Below are 23691 nucleotides of genomic sequence, written 5' to 3'. Positions count from 1 at the left end.
GGAATTCGGTGCCCAAAACAACGGTTGCCGAAAGGATGAAGCTCGTCCTTTCAAAGCCATTGACGCGGAACCCAGACAGAGTTGCAGGCGACGTTCATCCGTTGCTCAATCTCACGCTTGCAGCCCTGCTTTTGATTGTTTGCATGGAATGGATTGCACGCGGTTCTCTGCATGATATCGGCACGTTCCTGGCGTTTCCGGCTCGCCCCGGCTTTACCACGCTGGCCGCCGTGGTGCTTTGCCTCATGGCGCTCGATGCGGTGTTCGGCAGACATTATCAGTCGTTGCTGATCGCCGCCCCGCTTCTGCTGGTTACGGCATTCATGTCGCATCAGAAGCAGCTTTATCTTTCCGATCCGCTCTACCCATCCGATCTGCTGTTCGGACGGCAGATCCTGCAGCTTTTGCCCGCGATGCTGAAAGCACAGCCGTTTACCGCGCTCGCTCTTGCCGTTGGCGTTGTGCTGGCTGTGGCAGCCGGTGTGATGATTTGGCGTTTCGTTCGCAGCCACACCCCTGTTATGCCTTTCAAGGCGCGCATCTGGCGGCTTACGCTCGCTGTGCCGCTGCTGGCGGGACTTGGTTCGCTGATGGAATATTCGCACCATTCCTGGGTGCGGGACCGGCTCAACATCATTCCCATGATGTGGGACCAGAAGGAAAATTACCGCCACAATGGCTTCCTCATGGCATTTGCCTTCAACATTCCCATGGCGAATGTCACGGCACCCGCAGGTTACGGCGAAAACACCATTGCGGATATCGCCTCGGACGGCTCGGCTTTTGCCGTCAACCACAGCACGCGGCCTGATGTCATCATGATCATGAGCGAATCGCTGTGGGACCCCACGCGGCTTTCCAATGTCTCGTTCTCGCAAGACCCGATGCCAACCATCCGCAGCAGGCAATCCGGCCACGTCTTCTCACCCGAATTCGGCGGCATGACGGCCAATGTGGAGTTCGAGGCGCTGACCGGTTTTTCCAACGCCTTCCTGCCCTATGGCAGCATTCCATATCAGCAATATGTGCGCCAGCCCGTACCTTCGCTCGCCACCTTCTTCCGGGGTGAAGGCTATTCCGCCATGGCCATGCACCCGTTTCAGGACTGGTTCTGGAACCGCCGCGAGGTCTACAAATCCTTCGGCTTTGAGGAATTCCGTTCGGAAGAAACGTTGCCGCCCATGGAAAAGCGCGGCATCTTCGCTTCGGATGAAGCGCTGACATCGGAAATCATGCAGGCGGTGGATGCGGCGAACAATCCGCTCTTTCTTTTCGCTGTCACCCTTCAGGGACACGGCCCCTATGAGCCGAACCGTTACGCCAACAATTCGGTCTCCATCAACGGTCCGCTTTCAAATAGTGCGACTGAGGCGCTCACCACCTATGCACAGGGCGTAGCAGAAGCCGATGAAAGCTTTGCCCGCCTGATAGACTGGGCGAAGAAGCGTGAGCGTGACACGGTCATTGTCCTGTTCGGAGACCATCTTCCGCCGCTGGGCCAGGTCTATGTCGAAAGCGGCTATATGCCGGGTATGGTCGCCACCCGCCGGGCGCCGCTGGAAACGATGAGACAGGAGCATGAAACGCCGCTGGTTGTCTGGTCATCCAAGACCGGCCTGCATAACCGGATCGGCACGATCAGCCCGGCTCTCCTGCCCTATCATGTACTGAAAACCGCTGGCTTTGACGATCCGTTCTATACCGGTATTCTGGGCAAGGTTCAGTCCTCATACTCGGTTATCGACCGGCACATGCTGGTGGAAAAAGACGGCTCGGCTGTGCCGGACTGGGCAACGGCGCCGGTGGCAATTCCCTCTCCCATCAATGAATATCGCCAGCTGCAGTTTGACATGATGTTCGGCAAGCAGTTTGGCAAGGAGCGCTTCTTCCCCGGCTTCAGTTGGGTCAATGCCGCACAGCCATCGAGCTGAAAACTATGAAAACGCTGCCGATTTCATTTGAATTCGGCAGCCCTCCACGCTTATCTCTTCGGCAGTGTCGGAACCCGTCCTCTCACGCGGTTCTGAGTCAGTTTGGCTGGAGACCAACGATGTCCGCTATTCCCGATTACATCACCTCTCATTTCAGGCGCTCATCCAGAGACATAGGCGAGGTGGAAAAGCACATTCTCGAAATGGCGCACCACAAGAAGCTGATCTCCACCAATACCAATGACGCCTTCTCGAAAGACTCGTCCGTTGGAGAGCGGCTGGCAGACAGCATCGCCCGCGTTGGCGGCTCCTGGGGCTTCATCATCAGCTTCATGGTGTTTTTGGGCGTCTGGGCAGTCATCAATACCATCGTGCTGGCCTCCAAAGCCTTCGACCCATACCCTTTCGTCTTTCTAAACCTCATCCTTTCCATGCTGGCCGCCATTCAGGCACCCATCATCATGATGTCGCAGAACCGTCAGGCCACGCGCGATCGCTTCGAGGCCGAGAAGGATTATGAGGTCAACCTCAAGTCCGAACTGGAGGTACTGTCGTTGCATGAGAAGATCGATGTGAAGGTCTTGGCTGAACTGGCCGCGCTGCGGCAGGAAATCGCCAAGCTGCACCACAGGCGCGAAAGCGGCAACGAGCTGCCGTAAGATCGCTGCGGCAACGCACAAATCCAATCATAGTCATTTTGCGCCTTTTTCTGCGCTGGTTACGAATCCGTCAGATTCTTCCGCTACAGATTGACGCGGGCATTTGTTGCATTGCACTCTTGGTGCAGCGACGCGGGAATCACTTCCGTATCAGAATGGCATCACGCTTTTCCGAGCAGCGACGCCTCCGCGCTGGAACACATGTTTCCAGTAATCGCAAATTCTGTTCCGAGGCTTTTTCATGAACCAGTACGATCTCATTGTTGTCGGTAGCGGCCCTGCTGGCAGGCGCGCTGCCATTCAGGCTGCAAAGCTGGACAAAACTGTTCTGGTCATCGAGAAAGGCCGACGCGTGGGCGGTGTATCGGTTCACACCGGCACCATTCCCTCTAAAACCATGCGCGAAACGGCGCTCAACCTTTCCGGCTGGCGCGAGCGTGGCTTTTATGGCCGCTCCTACCGCGTCAAACAGGAAATCAGCGCCGAAGATCTCCGTCGCCGTCTGCTGATCACTCTCGACCATGAAGTCGATGTGCTCGAGCATCAGTTCGCCCGCAACCGCGTCACCCATATTCGCGGCAAAGCGACCTTCCTGACATCGGATACGATGGAAATCACCAAGGATGATGGCGAGATCGTCGTCGTCAAGGGCAAGAGCATTCTGCTGGCCGTCGGCACCCGCCCGTTCCGCCCGGATTACATGCCGTTTGACGGCAAGACTGTCATCGACAGCGACGAGTTGCTGGAACTGGAAAAGCTGCCGCGCTCGATGGTCGTCATCGGCGCAGGCGTTATCGGCATTGAATATGCGACGATCTTCAGCGCGCTAGACACCGCCGTCACCCTCATCGATCCCAAGCCGACCATGCTGGATTTCATCGACAAGGAAATCGTCGAGGACTTCACCTACCAGCTGCGCGACCGCAACATGAAACTGCTTCTGGGCCAGAAGGCGGAAAAGGTGGAGCATACAGCGGACGGAAAAGTCTCGCTCACTCTCGACAGCGGACGCACCCTGACGACGGAAATGGTGCTGTTTGCAGCTGGCCGCATGGGTGCCACCGATTCGCTCAATCTGGCCGCTGCGGGTCTGGAAGCGGACAATCGTGGTCGTCTCTCCGTCAATCCGGAAACCTTCGAAACCTCAGTGCCCGGCATTTATGCTGCTGGCGACGTCATCGGCTTCCCAAGCCTTGCCTCCACCTCCATGGAGCAGGGGCGCATCGCCGCGCGTGTGGCCGTCGGTGCCATCGCCATGGAGCCGCAGAAATATTTCCCATACGGCATTTACGCCGTGCCGGAAATTTCCACCTGCGGCCTGACCGAAGAAGAGATGAAGGAGCGCGGCATTGCCTATGAATGCGGTATCGCCCGCTTCCGCGAAACATCGCGCGGCCACATCATGGGTCTCGATACCGGCCTGCTGAAGCTGATCTTTTCACTGAAAACCCGTCGTCTTCTCGGCGTCCACATCGTCGGCGAAGGTGCGACCGAACTCGTCCATATCGGACAGGCGGTTCTCAACCTCAAAGGTACGGTCGAATATTTCGTTGAAAACACGTTCAACTATCCGACCCTTGCAGAAGCCTACAAGATTGCCGGTCTGGACGCCTGGAACCGCATGGGTGATATCAAGAACGAAAACGCCACCATCTGATCAACGCGTGAGCGCCCCTACCAGCGAATATTGTAGCGGGCGTTCACGGATGGGCGGAATCGATCTTCATAACCCTGGTTCAGCTTGCCGGTAACGGTGAAATTATCACCGAACTTCTGCTCTACGGCGACGCTTGACGTAAACTCGTCGAATGTCTCGCGGCTTGCACCGGTCAGAACGAAGGCGGTGCCGGTAGCAGAACGCGTCAGCCGCAGCGATTGCGAGACATCAAGCCCGCTCCATTGCTGGGCAGTGCCATCATAACGAACGGTCATGTTGCGGTTGGATTCCACATCGAATTCCGGCGTGGCGATGCGCTTTTGCGATGTCGTCATCGTCCATGCACTGGAGCCGGTCAGTGCGTTCATCAGCACGGCAATATCACCCGCAACCCTCGCACCCGGTAGGTTGGAGGAGAGCAGCGTGACATTGCCCCAGAATTTCACCGGCGTATCCACCAGCGCCCCGCCTTCCGAGCCGACCATGCCCATTTCAAGACCAGCACGGATCGGCGTTTCGGTCGGCAGCTTCGCACCGATGCGGGCGGAATAGGACTGATCGGAATTCTTCGCGGGAGACCAGATCAGGCCCTTCTCCTGCGCATGCGCAGAAACCGATGACAAGCCAATGGCGACGGCGGCGATGATGACGCCGTGACGTTTTCCTAACACCATGTCTGTTCCTCAAGCTTTGAACACGCACCATCTCTTGGGAGGCAGACGGCGTATGTTCCAGCAACTGGCGGGCGGCCAAGCCCGGCCCAAATCGCTGTTGAGTTTGCAGATCACGCAATGATGGCGTCGTGGCCATCTCTGTGGGCATCACCGTGCCAGCACAGGCGCGTCGAAAATCATCCGGCGCAACGACGGGATCGATAACGCCAAACGGAGAGTTGAAACTGAGGGCTTAAAGCCGGGCCGCACATGTTGCGCGACAGATTTGCCGTGCATCAGCACTTGCAAATCAATGCAGAGATTCTGCCAGATGAATGGAAGATGAACAAGAGCAGATGCAGCAAAAAATCATTGTGCGCTGCATTGTGATCGAAACGTCACTGCCAGCTACGGCTATCAAGTTGGACAGGCCCAGAAAGCAAAAGGCCGCAGCTTGCGCCACGGCCTTTCGAAATGTCTTGCGAAAGAAGCTTATTCAGCGTCGCCTTCGGCGGCCTTCTTCTTGGCAGGAGCCTTCTTCTTAGGAGCGGCTTCTTCGCCTTCAGCGGCTTCGGCCTTCGCAGCAGCCTTCTTCTTGGCAGGCTTCTTCTCAGCCTTGTCGCCTTCTTCGGCGTCTTCAGCCAGCAGCTCTTCCTTCGTTACGGTCTTGTCCGTAACGGAGACTTCTTCGAGCAGCTTGTCGATGACCTTCTCTTCGAAGATCGGAGCGCGCAGAGAAGCGGAAGCGCCTGGGGTGTTGCGGAAGAAATCGAGGATTTCCTTCTGCTGGCCAGGGAACTGCTGCAGCTGCTGGAACAGCGCGCGCTGCATTTCTTCTTCGGTGACTTCCACGCCAGCCTTCTCGCCGATTTCGGAGAGAACGAGGCCCAGACGAACGCGACGTTCAGCAAGCTTGCGATATTCTTCGCGGGCTTCCTCTTCGGTCGTGTCTTCGTCAGCAAAAGTCTTGCCGGACTGTGCGAGATCGGTGTTGATCTGACGCCAGATGTTGTCGAACTCTGCGTCAACCAGACCAGCAGGTGTCTCGAACTGGTAGACTTCGTCCAGCTGGTCGAGGATCTGACGCTTAACCTTCTGGCGTGTGATGTTGCTGTACTGGCTTTCGATCTGGCCGCGAACGATTTCCTTCAGCTTTTCAGCCGATTCGAGACCGAGCTTGGTAGCCAGTTCGTCATTGATTTCAACGCCGGCTGCAGATGCAACGTCCTTGACGGTGATGTCGAACACGGCTTCCTTGCCAGCAAGTTCTGCAGCAGGATACTCGGTCGGGAAGGTAACGGTGATCGCCTTCTCATCACCAGCCTTGACGCCGACCAGCTGGTCTTCGAATCCAGGAATGAAGCGGCCCGAACCGATGACCAGTTCTGCATCTTCCGCTGCACCACCATCGAACGCAACGCCATCGACCTTGCCGAGGTAGTTCATTGTGACGCGGTCGCCTTCAGCGGCCTTGCCCTTCTTGGTTTCGTAGGTGCGGGCGCTTTCAGCGATCTTGAGGATCTGCTCGTTGATTTCGTCTTCGGTGACTTCAACGACTTCGCGCGTAACCTTGATGCCTTCGTTGGACTTCAGCTCGATGGCTGGAATGACTTCGTAGGCGAGGTTGAATTCAAAATCGGCTTCCGCAGCCAGGATCTTGTCGGCTTCTGCCTGATCTTCCGTCATGGAGATTGCCGGCTGCGTTGCGGACTTTTCGCCACGGCCGGAAATGATTTCGGATGGCTTGTCGCGAACGAGTTCGTTGACGAGATCAGCCATGATCGACTTGCCGTACATCTTCTTGAGATGTGCAACCGGTACCTTGCCCGGACGGAAACCGTTGATGCGAACCTTGTCCTTGGCGTCGACCAGGCGCTCGTCGAGGCGAGCCTTCATATCGGCGGCCGGAATAACGACCTTGATTTCGCGCTTCAGCCCTTCAGCGAGCGTTTCGATAACCTGCATTTTCATACCTTCACATCATGGCGGCGGTGCTCAGACAGCCGTTGGTTTACTTTCGAGCACAGCGCCGGAACCTAAATTCACCGGCCGTGGCTATATAAAATCCATGCACAAGCATTTTGCCGGGCAAAAACTGCGCTTGAGCCAGAGAAGCGGCAAAGCAGATGCTTCACACATTCTTCCCGGCGATTCATGTGGTGCGGGTAGAGGGACTCGAACCCCCACAACTCTCGTCGCCAGAACCTAAATCTGGTGCGTCTACCAATTCCGCCATACCCGCGCTCTTGAATCCTGCATAAACAACATCTGGCACATGAGGCCTTCCGGAGCGCGCGTCTCTATATCACCCGTTTTCTGGAGCGCAAAGGAAAAATGACGGTTTTACGTCGCTATTTACGCCGCCTGCCCGGCGAAACCGCTTATTCAGCGATGCCACCGGCGCCTTCACCTCATATCCTTATGTCATCAAGATATTCTGGCCACCCTGATAAGGATGAGTCGCGCCTGCGTGTACCGTCTTTGACGCATGGCTCCGCCGTGCCGTAAACACCCCGGACTCGCGATAAAAAGAACCGGTTAAAGCCACACTAAAAACCCGAAATCAGATTGCAAACACAAAAAACACATCAAAAGCGCGAGTTTGCGCCTCTCGTGGCGCAAAAATGGCGTCAAATTATGCATTTGTTAATGATCGAGGCGAGGAATCGCCCGCCGCAATGCGTCTGGCGCATAGGTGGCATACTCCTTTGTCTGTTTTTGTTTCTTCTAAACCGATTATATTCGGGATCAGCAAATGAGTTCGGCGCTGGTCCCAAGCGGCGCTGACAGACGAACCAAAGGAAACGACCATGAACATCACCCGCTCGCTGAACAACTGGCGCAAGTATCGTCAGACCGTAACTGAACTTGGCCGCATGAGCGACCGCGAACTGAGCGACCTCGGCATCGGCCGCAGCGACATCCGTCGCGTTGCACGCACCGCAGTCGGCATCTAATATAAAAGAATACCGGCGGCATTCGTCGCCGTGTTGGGTACTACCCTAAAAAGGTCTTGAGCTTCGGCTCCGGGCCTTTTTCGTTTTTGGTACCATGCTTCTGCGGCCCGGCCTTCAGCCGCCCTTGGCACCCTTCCCGCCTCGTCTTTCCTCAGCCTAAAAAACACGCAGCATCCGGCAAAAGATGCAAAATTAGCCGACACACTGCACAAACGCATGGCAGTCGCCTAAATTCTGCACTCCACATCAGCACTCTGCATATGTATATACACATCAACAACAGAGAGCGCAGACAGATGAGCCTCTGCACAGAGTTTAAAAGATCAACAAACAAAGATTGAGGAAACGACCATGAACCCTATCCGTATCGCTAAGAACTGGATCAGCTACCGCCGCACGATGAACGAACTTGGCAACCTCTCCAGCCAGGCTCTGAGCGACATTGGCCTGACCCGTTACGACATCCGTAACGTTGCTTCCCGTTCGTTCCGCTAATCAGCGTAAAACGTCTGCCTGCTGACCGACCTCCCACGGACGCAGGCTGACCGAGCGACAGGTAATCGAAACGGCGCCTTGTGCGCCGTTTTTGATTCCGGGAACTCCCCGGAACGAGGCTGCTCCTTCACTAAAGCGAGCAACGATTTCGGTGTTGAGCGCAGACTGCGCGAAGGCGACCGCACCCTCCTCACAGCATCATTTTAAAACCGCCCGAATCGCACGCTTGACAAATGCCGCCGATTAATAGAACATAAAGTGAACAAATGGAGTTGCAGCAATGAAAGCAGCAGATAAAACCATTGAACACGCCATGTCTTTGGTCGCCCAGTCCCGCAGCCTTCGCGAAAGAGCGCTTGAACGCCGTCGCGAATTGCAGCGACGCACGGAAATGATGACGGCAAAGCCACTTTATATTTTGAAGAAGAATGGCGGCAGGCAACTGTCATTGCGTCTGGATAGCTAATCAAGCATTGCAGACGCAGTAATGAATGCGATGTGTGAGTTTGGAAAGTCTCCGAAATGGTCCGTCGGAAAACAGATGGTTTGTAGTCACCCGATCACCTTTTGAATTCTCATCATCGGCTGGTGAAAATTGTCACAAAAAATCCCGTGCTGGAGTTCACTCCGCACGGGATGTTTTGAAACAATATTTGGCATTGATATCACTGCATGCGTTGAAGTGCTGACTGTGGTGATGCGACGATAGCCGTTTCCGTCATGCCTGGCAGCCGGTCTGTTTTTCTCAAAACGACGACGGGCTTTTGTGCAGGTTGGGTTGGCGGCGTAATGCTGGCAGTTTTAAATTCGCGATCTACAGGTATAGAGGCGTTGATATTCTGGTGCATAAGGCAGTCGGCAAATGTCGCAGAAGCGGATAAGCCGATCATGGCTGTGATTACGAGAATTGTCTTCATGTCATTCTCCCTTCTTTTTATATTAGCAAAATATATTCTATTATTTGTCTGATTTGGAATCACGCTTTAGTGCTAGGCGGGCGGGTGCCGGCCTAATTCTTTCGGGCATCAAATGTATTTTTGAGAGAGCGGCGGAAAATCATCGCAACATACGTTCCTCTCAGCGGTATAATCAGAGGCTTGTATGTAGAGACTGCGGCGCTGTTTGCGGCCTGTAGCGTGCGTCGAGTATCTGAACTGTTTTGCGACTTCATGTCACCTCTCCTTCGTGCAAAACAAACGGAAGGAAAGCTGTTTGGTTCCTGCGCCACGTTAGTAAAGGTTAACAATTATAGCGAAAATCATTCAACACGCTTTCACAGGCCTGTGAGCGCTTCGCTGGTGGCGTATGAAAGACGAGCAGAAAATCAGATTTCGAGCGTTCCCGTGGCCACGCGCACGGCATGTCCGCCGATTCTGGCGCGGGAAATCTCGTTTTCCTTCACATCCATGATCAACTGGATATGCGAGGGGCGTCCCATTTCGACGCCCTGCTCGATGAGGATGGGGTAATGCCCATCCGCAAGACCATCGAAATGGTGAATGGCACCAGACAGCGCCGCCACGGCTGCCCCCGTCGCCGGGTCTTCGGCAATGCCCATATCGGGCGAGAACATGCGGGCATGAAATTTTGCGGCGTGGTTGACGCCGCCCCGACAGTATAGATAGGCGGATGTCAGGCGACCCTCGACCAAAGGTGCCGATTTCACCCAAAGGCCCGCATCGAAATCCACCTCTCCCATGGCGGAGATGTTCTGGATGGGGATCGTCAGAAACGGCACACCTGCAGTCCATATCGACGAGACGTGATTTTCAAAGCCGATCTGCGATGTGGCAAGGCCCAGCGCATCGGCAATCTGGCCGTGGTCAAGCGGAAGGTGGACGCGGGAGGATTTGCGTGGAAGATCGAATTCGGCAAAGCTCGCCTCGCCTTCCCGGATGCGAATGGCGCAGCGCACCGGTCCCACCTTCTCTTCCAGCACCGTCACCATGTCGGCATCGCCCTGCCCGTGGCTTTTCTCGGCAATGGCAATGGCGGCCCCCACGGTCGGGTGACCGGCAAAGGGCAGTTCCGAAGCGGGCGTGAAGATGCGCAGCGATGCGGCATAGGCCGGGTTTTCTGAGTTGCCGACAAAGACGGTTTCGGACAGGTTCATTTCGCGGGCAATGGCCTGCATGGTGGCATCATCGAGGTGATCCGCGTCGAACATGACGGCCAGAGGATTTCCGGCCAGTTTCTGGCGCGTGAAAACATCGTAGATACTGTAACTTATCGCCACATCCCACTCCTAGCCAATTTGTCTTCGCACCGCAAACTGCCCGACCTAACCGGCCTCTGCAACCCTGTTTGCAGACACATGGCCAAGAAGCTGTGGACTTCGCCACCACCTTTGGGCCGTTTCTCAAGCGCGGCAATATGATCGCCCGAAAGAGCTTGTCCTGCCTACACGTCTTCATGTACCAAAGGTCGTCAACAGGGGTGACGGCATGTCGCATACAACTCAGCCTTTATGTTTCGTAGCCTCGACCACGGATGATGCGCAAGCCGCAAGAGACGAACTGATAAAGCATTATGGCAATGCTCCCTTCGATGAGGCCGACGTCATCGTCGTTCTCGGCGGAGATGGCTTCATGTTGCAGGTGCTGAATGAGACGATGAATTCCGGCAAGCGCGTCTATGGCATGAACCGCGGCTCCGTTGGTTTCCTGATGAATGATTACCGCATCTACGGGCTTCAGGAGCGCATCGCGGTTGCCACCGGTAACGACTTTCACCCGCTGCGCATGACGACTGTGGATGCTGACGGAACCGAGTTTTCGGCCCTTGCCATGAATGAAGTCAGCCTTTTCCGCCAATCTCATCAGGCCGCCAAGCTGCGGGTGGATGTGGATGGCAAGACACGGCTGGAAGAGCTGATCTGCGATGGCATGATGGTGGCCACACCCGCCGGCTCTACCGCCTATAACTTCTCCGCGCATGGCCCCATCCTGCCGCTCGAATCCCCGCTTCTGGCACTGACACCCGTCAGCGCGTTCCGCCCGCGCCGTTGGCGTGGCGCCCTGCTTCCCAATAAGGTAACGGTGGACATCCACGTTCTGGAAAGCGAAAAACGCCCGGTCAACGCCGTGGCGGATCACACTGAGGTCAAGTCGGTGCAATCGGTCCGCATCGCGCAATCTCAGGATAGAACCGCAAAAATCCTGTCCGATCCAGACCGATCCTGGTCGGACAGGGTGCTTGCCGAACAGTTTACGAATTGATGAAACGCCCATGATGAAGACACTCCTCGCCACCACATTCCTCGTTGCCAGCATTTGTTGCGCCCAGGCGCAAACCGCAGACATCGAAGCCCTGCCCGCCTCCACCATTTTCGTGACGAGCAGCGGCATGTGGGAACAGGACATGCTGTCGCCGAAAGAAGGCGATGCGAAAGCGCCAGCCAACGCTCCCCACACCCGCGGATATTACAAGGTCGTCGCGATCCGGCAGGGCGATGGCACCGCCAAAATCTACCTCCAGCAAATCGCCTACACCGCCGCTGGCCCAAGCCTTGTCGAAACGGTGGAGCTGGAAGAGTTCACCCAGATGAAGGCCTATGTCACGGATATCAGGCCCGAAAGCTCCAGCGGCGCTTCCGATGTGCCCGGGCTCTTCGTCACCGTGCATCTCAAGACCGACCCCATGCAGAAGGAAGCCGATGCCTGGACGGTTTTGATCGATGAACTCGGCGACATGAAAATCGAGAAGGCATCTAACTGACGCAGGACTTAAAGCCACAACTCCTCCGGCCCATTCAGCACCGCGCCGAAATGGTGTTTCCACAGGCGCGCGCCCAATGCGCCGGAGCGGTCCAGGCTGGAGCCGACCGTTAGCCATGGAATGAGCGTCGGGTGCAGTCCGGCGTCGAAGAAGACGAATCCGGCGGCCAGGACGCAGGTGTCGGCTTGGATGCCGCAGACGAGGACGCGGTCTGGGTTCAGAGACTTTAGATACTCCACCGCTTCCCGCGTCGGTGCGTAGCCGTGTTTGATGAAGATGCGATCTGCGGGCACAAGCGAATCGTCGGATGGTCCCGGTTTCCAGCCAAGCTGTCCTTCGAAGGGCGTGATGCTTTCATCGTGGCGCTCGACGCTTGCCACACTGGGCATTTGCTTTGCGAGAGTGGCGATGTCGCTGACCAGTTGGGCGGGCGGATTGAAGCTTGGTTGGACATCGACGATATAAAGTATCTGCTTCACGCTGACCTCCCGGAACGTTCGATCTCATCCTGAAATGCTCAGATGCAAAAAGCCTCCCGCAAAGGATTTGCGAGAGGCCAATGACTTTTGAACGCTGCGATATCAGCGATCAGTCGATATCGGCAACCTCGATGTCAGCGCCACCGCTGATGCGGTGGGCGAGTGCGGCTTCCATGAACTCGTTCAGGTCGCCATCAAGAACGTTGCTCGGAGCGGTGCTTTCCACGCCCGTGCGCAAGTCCTTGACCAGCTGGTAGGGCTGCAGAACGTAAGAGCGAATCTGGTGGCCCCAGCCGATATCGGTCTTGGAGGCTGCCTGCGCATTCGCTGCGGCTTCCCGCTTCATCAATTCGGCTTCATAGAGGCGCGAACGCAGCATTTCCCACGCCTTGGCGCGGTTCTTGTGCTGGGAGCGTTCCTGCTGGCAGGCCACTGCGATGCCGGTCGGAATATGCGTGATACGCACCGCCGAGTCGGTCGTGTTGACGTGCTGTCCACCGGCGCCCGACGAACGATAGGTATCGATACGGCAGTCGCTTTCGTTGATGTCGATCTGGATCGAGTCATCAACAACAGGGTAAACCCAGATGGACGAGAAGGATGTATGGCGGCGCGCATTGCTGTCATATGGCGAGATGCGAACGAGGCGGTGAACGCCCGATTCCGTCTTCATCCAGCCGAACGCATTGTGGCCCTTGACCAGAATGGTCGCGGATTTGATGCCCGCTTCTTCGCCTTCGTGAACTTCCAGAACTTCCACCTTGAAGCCCTGGCGTTCCGCCCAGCGGGTATACATGCGCAGCAGAATGTTGGCCCAGTCCTGACTTTCCGTGCCACCGGCGCCGGAATGGACTTCGACATAGGTGTCGTTGCTGTCGGCTTCACCGGAGAGCATGGCTTCCACCTGACGGCGGTTGGCTTCGCTTCTCAATGCTTTCAGTGCATCTTCGGCTTCCTTGACGATATCGGCATCGCCCTCGGCCTCACCCATCTCGATCAGTTCGACATTGTCGTTGACCTGCTGTTCCAGCAGCTTGACGCCATTGATCGATTCGTCCAGCTGCTGGCGCTCGCGCATCAGCTTCTGCGCTTCGGTAGCGTCATTCCAGAGATTGGGGTCTTCGGCCTTGTTGTTCAACCAGTCCAGTCGTCTTATCGCCTGGTCCCAGTCAAAGATGCCTCCTCAGCAGGCTTATGGCCTGCCTGATTTCGTCGACTACATTCACGATTTCATTGCGCATTTCGCAGATTCTTCGCCTTCTTTGAAAACTGGTCGTGTGAATAAATGCGAGGGGCGCGGATGTAAAGCCCGCGCCCCTCGCCTTTCCATCAATTGGGTTTAATAGAGGCCGCCGCCGCCGCCGGTGATGGCCTGCTGGGCCTGTGGCGAAGCGCGCAGGATATCTTCCTGCGACATGGCGCCGTCCATACCGATCACGTTGAAGCTGCTGGCCGGGCCTGTGCCAGGCTTGAAGGCTTCCATGATCGTGTCCGGCTCACCCTCATTGGCTGCCATGCCGGTCTTGCGGTTGACGGCAATGAACTGCATGCCGTTCGGCACGATGAACTTGCTTGGCTCCAGATGCTTGGCCGCCAGCGCAATGAACTCACCGAAAATCGGTGCAGCCAGAGAGCCACCGGTGCCGCCACGGCCGAGTGGTGCCGGGCTGTCGAAACCGATGTAAAGACCAGCGACGAGATCAGGCGTATAGCCAACGAACCACGCGTCTTTTTCGTCGTTCGTCGTGCCGGTCTTGCCTGCTACCGGCAGATCAACCTTGATCTTGCCTGCCGCCGTACCGCGCTGAACGACGCCTTCCAGCATGGATGTGGTTTGGTAAGCGGTCATCGGATCGAGAACCTGCTCGCGATTATCGACGATCGTCGGTTCATCCTGACCCTGCCAATTGGCAGCATTACAGCCTTCACAGCCGCGCTCTTCGTGCCGGAAAATCGTCTTGCCGTAACGGTCCTGAATACGGTCGATCACCGTCGGCTTGATCTGCTTGCCGCCGTTCGCGATGACGGAATAAGCGGAAACCATACGCATGACCGTCGTTTCACCGGAACCGAGCGACATGGCGAGCAGCGGTGGCATCTTGTCGTAAATGCCAAAGCGTTCCGCATATTCGGCGACCAAGTTCATGCCCATATCCTGCGCAAGACGCACGGTCATCAGGTTACGGGATTTTTCGATACCGAGACGCAGGGTCGATGGACCAGCCACTTCACCGCCGTAGTTCTTCGGACTCCAGACCTGACCGCCGGACACGACTTCCAGAGGCGCATCCATGACAACAGAAGCCGGCGTATAGCCGTTATCCAGAGCCGCTGCGTAAATGAATGGCTTGAAGGATGAGCCGGGCTGACGCATGGCTTGCGTTGCGCGGTTAAATTCAGACTGGCCGTAGGAGAAACCGCCGACCATGGCCAGAACTCGGCCCGTGTGTGGGTCCATCACAACCATGCCGCCCTGAACCTTGGGAGGCTGGCGAAGGCGGTACTCGTCGCCCTTGTCGGACAAAGGCTCTGCGTAAATCACGTCGCCGGTCTTCAGTACACCTGTTGGTGACTTGGCAGTTGCGCGCTGGCCCTTGGCATCGCGGTAAGCCCATTTCATGTTTTCAGGCTTGATATGGCCACGACTGCGAAGATCAGGCGTGTCGCTGTCACCATCCGGGCGAAGGCCGATATCGACACCATCGGCGGAAACGGCAAGAACGACCGCCATCTTCCACTCCGGCACGTCACGCAGCGGGCGCATCTTGGTCAGCGCATCGCTCCAGTTGCCGCTTGTCTCGATCTGATCGACCGGGCCGTGGAAACCGCGGCGCTCATCGTAATCCAGCAGACCATCCTGAAGCGCCTTACGGGCCTCCATCTGAATGTCGGGATCGAACGACGTGCGCACGGAAAGGCCGCCTTCCAGCAAGGCCTTCTCGCCGTATTTCTCGACGATCTGGCGGCGAGCTTCTTCGGAGAAGTAATCGGACGCAGCGATATGAGCACCACCACGGCGAATATTGATGCCAAGCGGCTGCGTCTTGGCATCAGCAGCATCTGCCTGGGTGATGTAGCCGTTTTCGGCCATACGGTCGATCACCCAGTTACGGCGCTCGATGGCTGCCTTTTCACGGCGAATGGGGTGATAGTTTGCCGGGCCCTTGGGCAGCGCTGCGAGATAGGCCGTTTCGGCAATCGTCAGTTCCGTGACCGACTTGTTGAAATAGGTCAGCGCGGCACTGGCAATACCGTAAGAATTCAGGCCGAAGAAAATCTCGTTGAGATAGAGCTCGAGAATCTTGTCCTTGCTATAGGCCTGCTCGATGCGGAAGGACAGGATCGCTTCCTTCGCCTTTCGCTCCATGGTCTGTTCATTCGTCAGCAGGAAGTTTTTGGCCACCTGCTGCGTAATGGTGGAGCCGCCCTGCGTCGGACCGCCCGTAACGTAAGCAACGGCAGCGCGCGCAAAGCCTGTGACGTCGATACCGGGGTGCTGGTAGAAGTTCTTGTCTTCCGCCGAAAGGAAGGCCGCCTTGACGCGGTCGGGAATGGCCTGAATGGGCAGGAACAGACGGCGCTGCTTGGCATATTCTGCCATCAGCGCGCCGTTGCCAGCATGAATGCGCGTCGTAACCGGCGGCTCATAACTGTTCAGCACTGCGTAATCCGGGAGATCCTTCGTTATCGTCACCAAATAAATGGCAACACCACCAGCCACCACAAGGAACAGCATGCTGGCCAAGCCGAAGAAATATCCAATAAGTCTGATCATATTAAGCTACCGATACTTCGAATCGTAACTGGTTGCGCCCACCGTTATGAGCACATTCTTGCATATAGCGTGCCGTTTTGCACACCGCTTCATCGATGACAAGCTGCCAATAGCGGCATTCTCTTATATGTTACCGTGAGCCGCCATCTTCATTGACTGGAAAAAGCGGTCATCACCATCGAATCCTGCCTTCGAGTAACGTGGGGAATGTGAGTAAAATAGGGCTTGGAGTCGACAAATTGCACTCATGGACAAGAGTTGAACTCTTTTGGCCCAAGGGGTCGCAGAGATGTCACAGTCCTGCACATCGCCACGATCACACTGCAATTGGAAAACTAGACCGTGCTTTCAGCCGCCATTGGCTAGAGCCTGCGCCCGGTAGCGGGTCACGGCGACAGCCAGCGTATCGGCCACTTTGGCCCGCCACTTCTCATCCAGCAGCAGTTTTTCGTCGTCAGGATTGGACAGGAAGCCGAGTTCCAGAAGAACGGACGGCACGTCATGAGCGCGCAGAACCTGAAAACCGGCGTAACGGTGCGGGTTGTTGATGAGACCCACCTGCCCTTCGAAGGATTTCACGATGTTTTCGGCCAGAGTCACCGAGAAAGCCTGAGTCTCGCGCCGCGTGAGATCAAGCAGAATATCGGCCACTTCCGGCTGGGCGTTCTGCACGGCCACACCAGCAATCTGGTCGGAAAGATTTTCACGCTCGGCCAGATCCTGCGCCATGCGGTCGGAAGCGCGGTCGGAAATCGTATAGACGGTGGCGCCACGAATGCCCTTTTGCTTGAGCGTATCGGCATGGATTGAGATGAAGAGATTGGCATTCTGCTGCCGCGCCAGCGTCACGCGCTCTGAAAGCGCCAGAAACATGTCGTCATCTCGCGTCAAAAACGCCTTGATGCCGGGAATCTGGTTGAGCCGGTCGGCTAACTGCTTGGCAAAGGTCAGCGTAATGACCTTTTCATCCGTACCGGTCACGCCGCCCTTGGCACCGGCATCGATACCGCCGTGACCAGCATCAACCGCAATCATGAAATCAGACTGGCGGCTGGACTTCTGGACGATATCTGGCGTGACGGAGGCAGTCGTCGCGGGTGCCAGGGCCTGCCAGTTCTGATTCTTCAGAAGATCGGCAAATTTCTGCTTGGTGGCGATTTCCGTATCAAGCACGAAGCGGAAGACCTTGCCCTCGTCTTCCACCTTGGTTTCGGCAATGGCCACTTGCACGGGTTTCTTTGCCGTCAGCACCAAGCGTGCACTGCCCTCACCCATGCTGCCAAAGCGGATATCGCTGAACAGGCCTGTGGGTGCGAGGTCCTTGGTTGGGAAGGAAAAGCCGACGGCCGGAAAATCCACCACGATGCGGGCAGGCGCATCGAGATAATGCACCTCGAATTCCGGCTCCTCGTTGAAATCCATGACGATGCGCGTGCGGGCTTCGTCTCCGATGATGCGGGCTGCATTCACAACCAGCGATGGGGTTTTTTCCGTGGCGTGACCAGTCAATGAGACGGCGAGAATGGAGAAAGAAGCTAGGGCTAGAAGGCGAGCGATTCGCCCCAACCGGACAGCCGTCCGTGATGCCCTTGCCCCGTCGATCAGGTTTTTGATGGTCGCCAACGTCATTTCCGTATGTCAGTCATTTCGACAAAAGATGCCGCCGCCTGGGCGCAATCATCGCGTTTATCGTCGCCAGAATGGCCTGATTTGCTTTGCCGCGCAACAATCGCAGCCCTTGGTGAAGCATTTCTTAACCGGGAAATTCCACCAATGATATGGCATATTTAGCCACCCTATTGCTATTATGACAGATAAAACATACAACATGAATGAGGGTTAAAAGTGTTGACGGGATAGATGCCCGCCGGCTGCCAATCGACAAAGACGCTGGCGCTGTAATTTCGGGCAATCATCTGCCGTCGCTGCATTTTTCTCCTGAAACTGGATCAATTCTGGCCGTGGCCAGAACAATACCCGGTGGCACGCCACCGCACGCTCGAGGAGAGCATTTTCATCGGATCCTTCGGGGTCTATTTATTATAGTCGTTCTCGCTTGGCCAATGATGTCGTTGCAGCAGCTTTCACATGAACCGGATACCAGGAGCAGGCACAGTGCTTTGCCAGTCGTCCGGATGCTGCCAGTTTACAGACGCCGGGCAAGACACTTCATTTCCGGCACACCCTTGAAAATAGATGAAAGGCCTGTCCTCGTGGCGGGCCTGTTCTCGTATAAGACAGGGCTGCGCCGAGGAGCACAGCTTACATGGCAGACAAAATGCTTATCGACGCCTCCCATGAAGAGGAGACACGCGTTGTAGTTGTTCGTGGAAATCGGATTGAGGAATTCGATTTCGAGTCGGAACACAAAAAACAAATCCGCGGCAATATCTATCTTGCCAAGGTGACGCGCGTAGAACCATCCCTTCAGGCAGCTTTCGTCGATTACGGCGGCAACCGCCACGGATTTCTGGCTTTTGCAGAAATTCACCCGGATTATTACCAGATCCCACTGGCTGATCGTCAGGCTCTGTTGAGAGCGGAAGCAGAAGACCATCGCCGTGGCGATGACTTCGAACCTGCCGATGCACCGCATGACCCCATCTCCCCCGCTATCGATCTCTCGCAGGTCGACCAGCCGGATATTGGCATCGTGCCAGCAGCGGCACCTGCGGCGGAAGAAACCGTAACGGCAGAAGCCGTTTCCGAGACGGTTGAAACCGAAGTGGAAGCCACGACCGAGGTCGAGGCCACCGAGGCTGTTGCCGAGGAAGCACCTGCCGAAGAAGACAAGCCGAAGAAGCGCGTTCGCCGCTCTCGCGCCAAGAAGAAGACCGAAACGGACGAGGTTTCCGCCGATGCCGCCTCCTCGGACGAAGGTTCCGAAGACGATGGCAGCAAGGGTGGCGAGATGGCTGCCATGGTCGATACGGACACGATTTCGGAAGAAGTCGAAGGCCTTGGCCGTCGCAATGACGATGATGACGACGACGATGATGACGATCATCACGAAAAGGAAGTCATCGAATCGGTCGGCGCCGAAGACGCGATGGAAGAAGTTCCAGACCGCATTTCCCGCAAGCCGCGCAAGCAGTACCGCATTCAGGAAGTCATCAAGCGCCGCCAGATTCTTCTGGTTCAGGTCGCGAAAGAAGAGCGTGGCAACAAGGGCGCTGCTCTGACGACCTATCTGTCGCTCGCAGGCCGTTATTCGGTTCTGATGCCGAACACGGCGCGTGGCGGCGGTATTTCCCGCAAGATCACCCAGCCTACGGACCGCAAGCGTCTCAAGGAAATCGCGCGTGATCTCGAAGTACCGCAGGGCATGGGCGTTATCCTTCGTACCGCCGGCGCCAACCGCACCCGCGTCGAAATCAAGCGCGACTTCGAATATCTGATGCGCCTGTGGGAAAATGTCCGCACGCTGACACTGAATTCCACTGCCCCTTGCCTCGTTTACGAGGAAGGCTCGCTGATCAAGCGTTCGATCCGCGATCTCTACAACAAGGATATCAGCGAGATCATCGTATCCGGCGAAGAAGGCTATCGTGAAGCGAAAGACTTCATGAAGATGCTGATGCCGAGCCATGCCAAGGTGGTTCAGCCTTACCGCGATATTCACCCGATCTTCTCGCGCTCCGGCATCGAAGCGCAGCTTGACCGCATGTTGCAGCCGCAGGTGACGTTGAAGTCCGGTGGCTACCTCATCATCAACCAGACGGAAGCTCTGGTTTCCATCGACGTGAACTCCGGTCGTTCGACCCGTGAACATTCGATTGAAGAGACTGCCGTTCAGACCAACCTGGAAGCAGCAGAAGAAGTGGCCCGTCAGCTGCGCCTTCGCGACCTTGCCGGTCTCGTCGTCATCGACTTCATCGACATGGAAGAGAAGCGCAACAACCGCTCTGTCGAAAAGAAGCTGAAGGATTGCCTGAAGAACGACCGCGCCCGCATTCAGGTTGGCCGCATCTCGCATTTCGGCCTTCTGGAAATGTCGCGCCAGCGCATTCGCGCATCGGTTCTGGAATCGACCACGCAGGTCTGCTCGCATTGCGGCGGAACCGGCCATGTTCGCTCCGAATCCTCCATCGCCCTGCATGTTCTGCGCGGCGTGGAAGAATATCTGCTGCGCAACACCACCCACAACATTACGGTTCGTTGCACGCCGGATACGGCGCTCTACCTGCTCAACCACAAGCGCGCGACCATTGTCGATTATGAAGGCCGCTTTGGCGTTGCCATCATCATCGCGGCGGATGCCAGCGTCGGTGCACAGCACTTCGCGATCGATCGCGGCGAAGCCGTCGAAAACCCGGTCAAGATCGAAAGCCTCATCCAGATGCTTCCTGAAATCGAGGAAGAGGAAGACGACATCATCATCGAAGCCGATGAGGATGAAGACGAGGAAGAAATCGTAAAGGCCGAAAAGACCGAGCCACGCCAGCCACAGGCTGACAATGGTGAAGACGGCAAGCGCAAGCGCAAGCGTCGTCGTCGCCGTCGCGGCAAGGGCGCAGGCCAGAACGGTCAGGAATCGCAGTCTGAAGCTGGTGACGACACTTCGTCCGACGACCAGGATGAAGATGGCGACGCCGATCAGGATGATGACGCAACCGTCTCCGCAGAAAACGGTAGCGACGCTGCTGGTTCTGAAGAGAACAAGCGCAAGCGCCGCCGCCGCGGCAAGCGTGGCGGACGCCGCAATCGTGATGAGAATGGCGATATCATCGAGGAAAACGGCGCAGAAGCTGACGCCGAATCCTCCGAGGGTGTCGAAGACGGCGCTGCTGCGGCTGCCATTGAAGGCGTAGACGAACCCGCTGTTGCAGCTGCCGTCGAAGCCGACGCGGCAACGCCAACCGTTGAAGAAACCGAAAAGCCGAAGAAGCCACGCCGGACCCGCAAGGCGAAGGAAAAAGTTGGCGATGTCGTAGAAGCGGAAGCTGCTCCTGACGCCGTCGCGGCTCCTGCTGCCGTTGCGGAAACGCCAGCCGCTGCTGCTCCTGTCGAAACGGTAGAACCGGTCGTCGTCAATACTACGGTCGCTGAAGCTGCCGTCGAGGAAGCAGGCGAAGCCTCTGCCGATCTCGGCAATGAAGCGCCCGCTGAAGCCAACAAGCCGGTCCGCGCCAACCGCGGCGACAACGTCTCGTCCTCCGAGCCCGTGGTCACCTCCGCCACCAACGAAGGCGGCGAAGCCGACCCCGCCAAGCCCCGCAAGGGCGGCTGGTGGCAAAGACGCGGCTTTTTCTAAGCCACGGGATTAGATAGAGAAGAGATTGAGGCTCCGCATTGCGGGGCCTCTTTTGTTTTGGGGTGTGAGGTTGTTGCGCAGGGAGCGTTGGCTTGTCTAACTTGCGCCTTCAAAGATCGGAAGCGTTCTGCCGGGGGCAGCATGCTGAGCGGGATTGCGTAACTCCCACTTGTGGCACTGCGTGTTTGAGGCAGGGCTCAATATCTTATGACGGTGGGTGTGGCTTACCCCCCTCTGCCCTGCCGGGCATCTCCCCCTCAGGTGGGGAGATCGACTCGTGGCGAAGTCTCGACACTCTTATACGTCCAGGAGGAGCCTACAGCCATTTTATCCGTCTGGAGACGGGCAGTTATGCCATACTTAGAGACAAGAGCGATGTCGGCGCGCCCAGCCAATCTCCCCACCTGAGGGGGAGATTGGCTGGGCAGAGGGGGGTGAGCCACAACCGCTGCCGAACCAAGAGGAAATCAACTCCGATGTCTCCGTTCTTGCAGAGCCTATGGTGCTGGGAGAACGTCTCTGTTCACGAGGGAGAACGGCGGCATGAAATCCTGCTTATTTTGATCTGGAATTTCCTAAAAGCGCTCTCGAAGGTCAAGAAACCGCAGCTTTATCCCCACGGCCTCGAATCACGACTCATCAGTCTAGCGTAGCTGGTGGCGCAGCGCAGCCATAGACGTCTCAGCAGCAATCTTTAGAGCTAGATAGTCAAGATGCGCAGGTTAACGCATGCCAAACACACCATCCGCACTCATCACCGAAATCAAAAAAGCCGCATCGTCTCCGATACGGCTTCTAAACGTCGTCAATCACCATGCCCCGAGAGACACATAATTACGTCCACTATGGACCGGTCACTCACTCGTCGCGATAAACTTTTTCGCGGCGTTCGTGGCGTTCCTGGGCTTCGATAGACAGGGTGGCGATGGGGCGGGCGTCCAGTCGTTTGATGCCGATGGGTTCGCCTGTTTCTTCGCAGTAACCGTAGGTGCCGTCCTCGATCCGCTGGAGGGCTGCATCTATCTTGGAGATGAGCTTTCTCTGGCGGTCGCGGGCGCGAAGTTCGATGGCCCGGTCTGTTTCGGATGAGGCTCGGTCGGCCAGATCCGGATGGTTGGCACTTTCTTCCGCGAGATGGCCGAGGGTCTCTCTGGCTTCTCTTAAAATGTCATTCTTCCAACCAATGAGCTTCGACCTGAAATAGGCCCGCTGGTTGGCATTCATGAACTCATCGCTTTCCGAGAGCACATAGTTGCTAAGATCGATCTTCTCACTCACGCGATTCTCCTCGAAGAACATCTCATATTGCGCGGGTATACTCCAATGACATATGGCCGTTCAAGTGCGCAGAACAGTTTTCAGGCATTTTTAAATCTGTCACAAAATTCAGCTAAATGGTTATTTTTTATGCTTTATTGGCAAAACACGGATTATTTCTTCGATCACGTTATCAGGACTTGCCTATACCGGCTGCCACTTGCGGGGCGGCAGTCTATTCCTGTAAAGCTTTTGCACGATGTTTACAGCCGCATAGGACAGCCCGGAAATGCCAGTGCTTCAACCGCCACCGTTTCGGGTCTATCTGCTGCGCCACGCCCGTGCCGCATTGGCTGCTCCCGGTGAAAGAGACTTCGACAGACGGCTGGATGACACCGGTTACGCGGAGGCCGAAATCATCGCGGACCGCGCAGCCGACAAGGGCTATGCGCCAGATGTCGTTCTCAGCTCCACCGCACTACGCTGCCGCGAAACCGCAGAAGCCGTGCGGCGGGCTTTCAACGACACATTCGAGATCACCTATGTCGATGAGATGTATAATGCCGAGGCTTCGGTCTATCTCGCGCTGATTGCCGCCCAGACGTCTTGCCGCTCGGTGATGCTGGTCGGTCATAACCCGACGATGGATGCGGTTGCTGAGGCCTTTATCGGCCAGCAGGCTATGGCCTCACTTCTGCCCTCTGGTTTTCCGACTGCCGGATTTGCCGTGCTCGACGCGCAGGCTACACCGGGCAACAACGGCGCTGGCTGGCAGCTGAGCGAATTCCTGCATCCCTAAGGCATCATTCACGCCCCGAAAAACTTTCCACAGGCCGCTTCTTTTTTGAGCAGGCGGC

General features: G+C 56.6%; 19 protein-coding genes and 1 tRNA gene. 10 read left to right on the top strand and 10 right to left on the bottom strand.

The window, feature by feature from the left end:
* Positions 1 to 35: 35 nt before the first annotated feature.
* The 3 genes from ABUK73_RS01330 (at position 36) to sthA (ending at position 4247) form a co-directional block, all read left to right on the top strand.
* Complete coding sequence (locus ABUK73_RS01330) at positions 36 to 1931, top strand: LTA synthase family protein (RefSeq protein WP_353575994.1); 1896 nt, start codon at positions 36 to 38, stop codon at positions 1929 to 1931.
* A 119-nt stretch (positions 1932 to 2050) separates the two neighbouring features.
* Positions 2051 to 2590 carry a DUF1003 domain-containing protein gene (locus tag ABUK73_RS01325; protein ID WP_353575711.1) on the top strand — a complete coding sequence of 180 codons (540 nt, stop codon included), beginning with the start codon at positions 2051 to 2053 and terminating at the stop codon, positions 2588 to 2590.
* A 241-nt stretch (positions 2591 to 2831) separates the two neighbouring features.
* Positions 2832 to 4247 carry a Si-specific NAD(P)(+) transhydrogenase gene (gene sthA, locus ABUK73_RS01320; RefSeq protein WP_113088256.1) on the top strand — a complete coding sequence of 472 codons (1416 nt, stop codon included), beginning with the start codon at positions 2832 to 2834 and terminating at the stop codon, positions 4245 to 4247.
* Between the two features lie 17 nt (positions 4248 to 4264).
* Here sthA and ABUK73_RS01315 read toward each other — a convergent pair whose 3' ends face one another.
* From ABUK73_RS01315 to ABUK73_RS01305, 3 genes are all read right to left on the bottom strand, one after another.
* Positions 4265 to 4921, bottom strand: a complete 657-nt coding sequence (locus ABUK73_RS01315; protein ID WP_353575710.1) for a hypothetical protein — start codon at positions 4919 to 4921, stop codon at positions 4265 to 4267.
* 471 nt (positions 4922 to 5392) lie between these two features.
* On the bottom strand, positions 5393 to 6865 hold the full coding sequence (gene tig, locus ABUK73_RS01310) for a trigger factor (RefSeq protein ID WP_353575993.1): 1473 nt from the start codon (positions 6863 to 6865) through the stop codon (positions 5393 to 5395).
* A gap of 192 nt (positions 6866 to 7057) precedes the next feature.
* Positions 7058 to 7142: transfer RNA gene (locus tag ABUK73_RS01305), tRNA-Leu, on the bottom strand.
* A gap of 568 nt (positions 7143 to 7710) precedes the next feature.
* Between ABUK73_RS01305 and ABUK73_RS01300 the strand changes: the two genes are divergently transcribed.
* The 3 genes from ABUK73_RS01300 (at position 7711) to ABUK73_RS01290 (ending at position 8818) form a co-directional block, all read left to right on the top strand.
* Complete coding sequence (locus ABUK73_RS01300; protein WP_082453394.1) at positions 7711 to 7857, top strand: DUF1127 domain-containing protein; 147 nt, start codon at positions 7711 to 7713, stop codon at positions 7855 to 7857.
* Positions 7858 to 8208: 351 nt separating this feature from the next.
* Positions 8209 to 8352, top strand: a complete 144-nt coding sequence (locus tag ABUK73_RS01295) for a DUF1127 domain-containing protein (protein ID WP_113088259.1) — start codon at positions 8209 to 8211, stop codon at positions 8350 to 8352.
* 280 nt (positions 8353 to 8632) lie between these two features.
* A complete protein-coding gene (locus tag ABUK73_RS01290; protein ID WP_353575709.1) occupies positions 8633 to 8818 on the top strand; it encodes a hypothetical protein in 186 nt (61 codons plus the stop codon).
* A 199-nt stretch (positions 8819 to 9017) separates the two neighbouring features.
* Here ABUK73_RS01290 and ABUK73_RS01285 read toward each other — a convergent pair whose 3' ends face one another.
* Positions 9018 to 9269, bottom strand: coding sequence for a hypothetical protein (locus ABUK73_RS01285; protein ID WP_353575708.1), 252 nt, complete (start codon positions 9267 to 9269; stop codon positions 9018 to 9020).
* Between the two features lie 407 nt (positions 9270 to 9676).
* Positions 9677 to 10588, bottom strand: a complete 912-nt coding sequence (locus ABUK73_RS01280) for a PhzF family phenazine biosynthesis protein (RefSeq protein ID WP_353575707.1) — start codon at positions 10586 to 10588, stop codon at positions 9677 to 9679.
* A gap of 208 nt (positions 10589 to 10796) precedes the next feature.
* Between ABUK73_RS01280 and ABUK73_RS01275 the strand changes: the two genes are divergently transcribed.
* The gene (locus tag ABUK73_RS01275) at positions 10797 to 11570 is read left to right on the top strand and encodes an NAD kinase (protein ID WP_113088263.1); all 774 of its coding nucleotides are present in this window, start codon (positions 10797 to 10799) and stop codon (positions 11568 to 11570) included.
* Between the two features lie 10 nt (positions 11571 to 11580).
* Positions 11581 to 12069, top strand: coding sequence for a hypothetical protein (locus ABUK73_RS01270; RefSeq protein WP_353575706.1), 489 nt, complete (start codon positions 11581 to 11583; stop codon positions 12067 to 12069).
* A gap of 8 nt (positions 12070 to 12077) precedes the next feature.
* Here the strand turns inward: ABUK73_RS01270 and ABUK73_RS01265 are convergent, their stop codons facing one another.
* From ABUK73_RS01265 to ABUK73_RS01250, 4 genes are all read right to left on the bottom strand, one after another.
* A complete protein-coding gene (locus ABUK73_RS01265) occupies positions 12078 to 12548 on the bottom strand; it encodes a cysteine hydrolase family protein (RefSeq protein WP_353575705.1) in 471 nt (156 codons plus the stop codon).
* Positions 12549 to 12657: 109 nt separating this feature from the next.
* Positions 12658 to 13789, bottom strand: a protein-coding gene (gene prfB, locus ABUK73_RS01260) for a peptide chain release factor 2 (protein WP_162727787.1) whose coding sequence is annotated in 2 segments (ribosomal slippage) — positions 12658 to 13719 and positions 13721 to 13789 — 1131 coding nt in all. Because the reading frame shifts where the segments join, the coding sequence is not laid out codon by codon here.
* A 98-nt stretch (positions 13790 to 13887) separates the two neighbouring features.
* Entirely contained in the window at positions 13888 to 16323 is a 2436-nt protein-coding gene (locus ABUK73_RS01255; protein WP_353575704.1) for a penicillin-binding protein 1A, read from the bottom strand.
* Positions 16324 to 16671: 348 nt separating this feature from the next.
* The gene (locus tag ABUK73_RS01250; RefSeq protein ID WP_454892317.1) at positions 16672 to 17937 is read right to left on the bottom strand and encodes an N-acetylmuramoyl-L-alanine amidase; all 1266 of its coding nucleotides are present in this window, start codon (positions 17935 to 17937) and stop codon (positions 16672 to 16674) included.
* A gap of 652 nt (positions 17938 to 18589) precedes the next feature.
* Here ABUK73_RS01250 and ABUK73_RS01245 point away from each other — a divergent pair.
* Positions 18590 to 21577, top strand: coding sequence for an Rne/Rng family ribonuclease (locus ABUK73_RS01245; RefSeq protein WP_353575703.1), 2988 nt, complete (start codon positions 18590 to 18592; stop codon positions 21575 to 21577).
* A gap of 858 nt (positions 21578 to 22435) precedes the next feature.
* Here ABUK73_RS01245 and dksA read toward each other — a convergent pair.
* Positions 22436 to 22855: an RNA polymerase-binding protein DksA gene (dksA, locus tag ABUK73_RS01240; RefSeq protein ID WP_113088347.1), complete on the bottom strand. Its 420-nt coding sequence runs from the start codon at positions 22853 to 22855 to the stop codon at positions 22436 to 22438.
* Positions 22856 to 23123: 268 nt separating this feature from the next.
* Between dksA and ABUK73_RS01235 the strand changes: the two genes are divergently transcribed.
* A complete protein-coding gene (locus tag ABUK73_RS01235) occupies positions 23124 to 23633 on the top strand; it encodes a SixA phosphatase family protein (protein WP_353575702.1) in 510 nt (169 codons plus the stop codon).
* The last annotated feature ends 58 nt before the right edge of the window (positions 23634 to 23691 follow it).

Origin of the sequence: Agrobacterium vacciniicorymbosi (genome assembly GCF_040427045.1) — a bacterium.
GTDB lineage: Bacteria > Pseudomonadota > Alphaproteobacteria > Rhizobiales > Rhizobiaceae > Agrobacterium.
The sequence above is the reverse complement of the archived record's forward strand: the minus strand, read 5'-3'. Positions and strand labels throughout refer to the sequence as shown.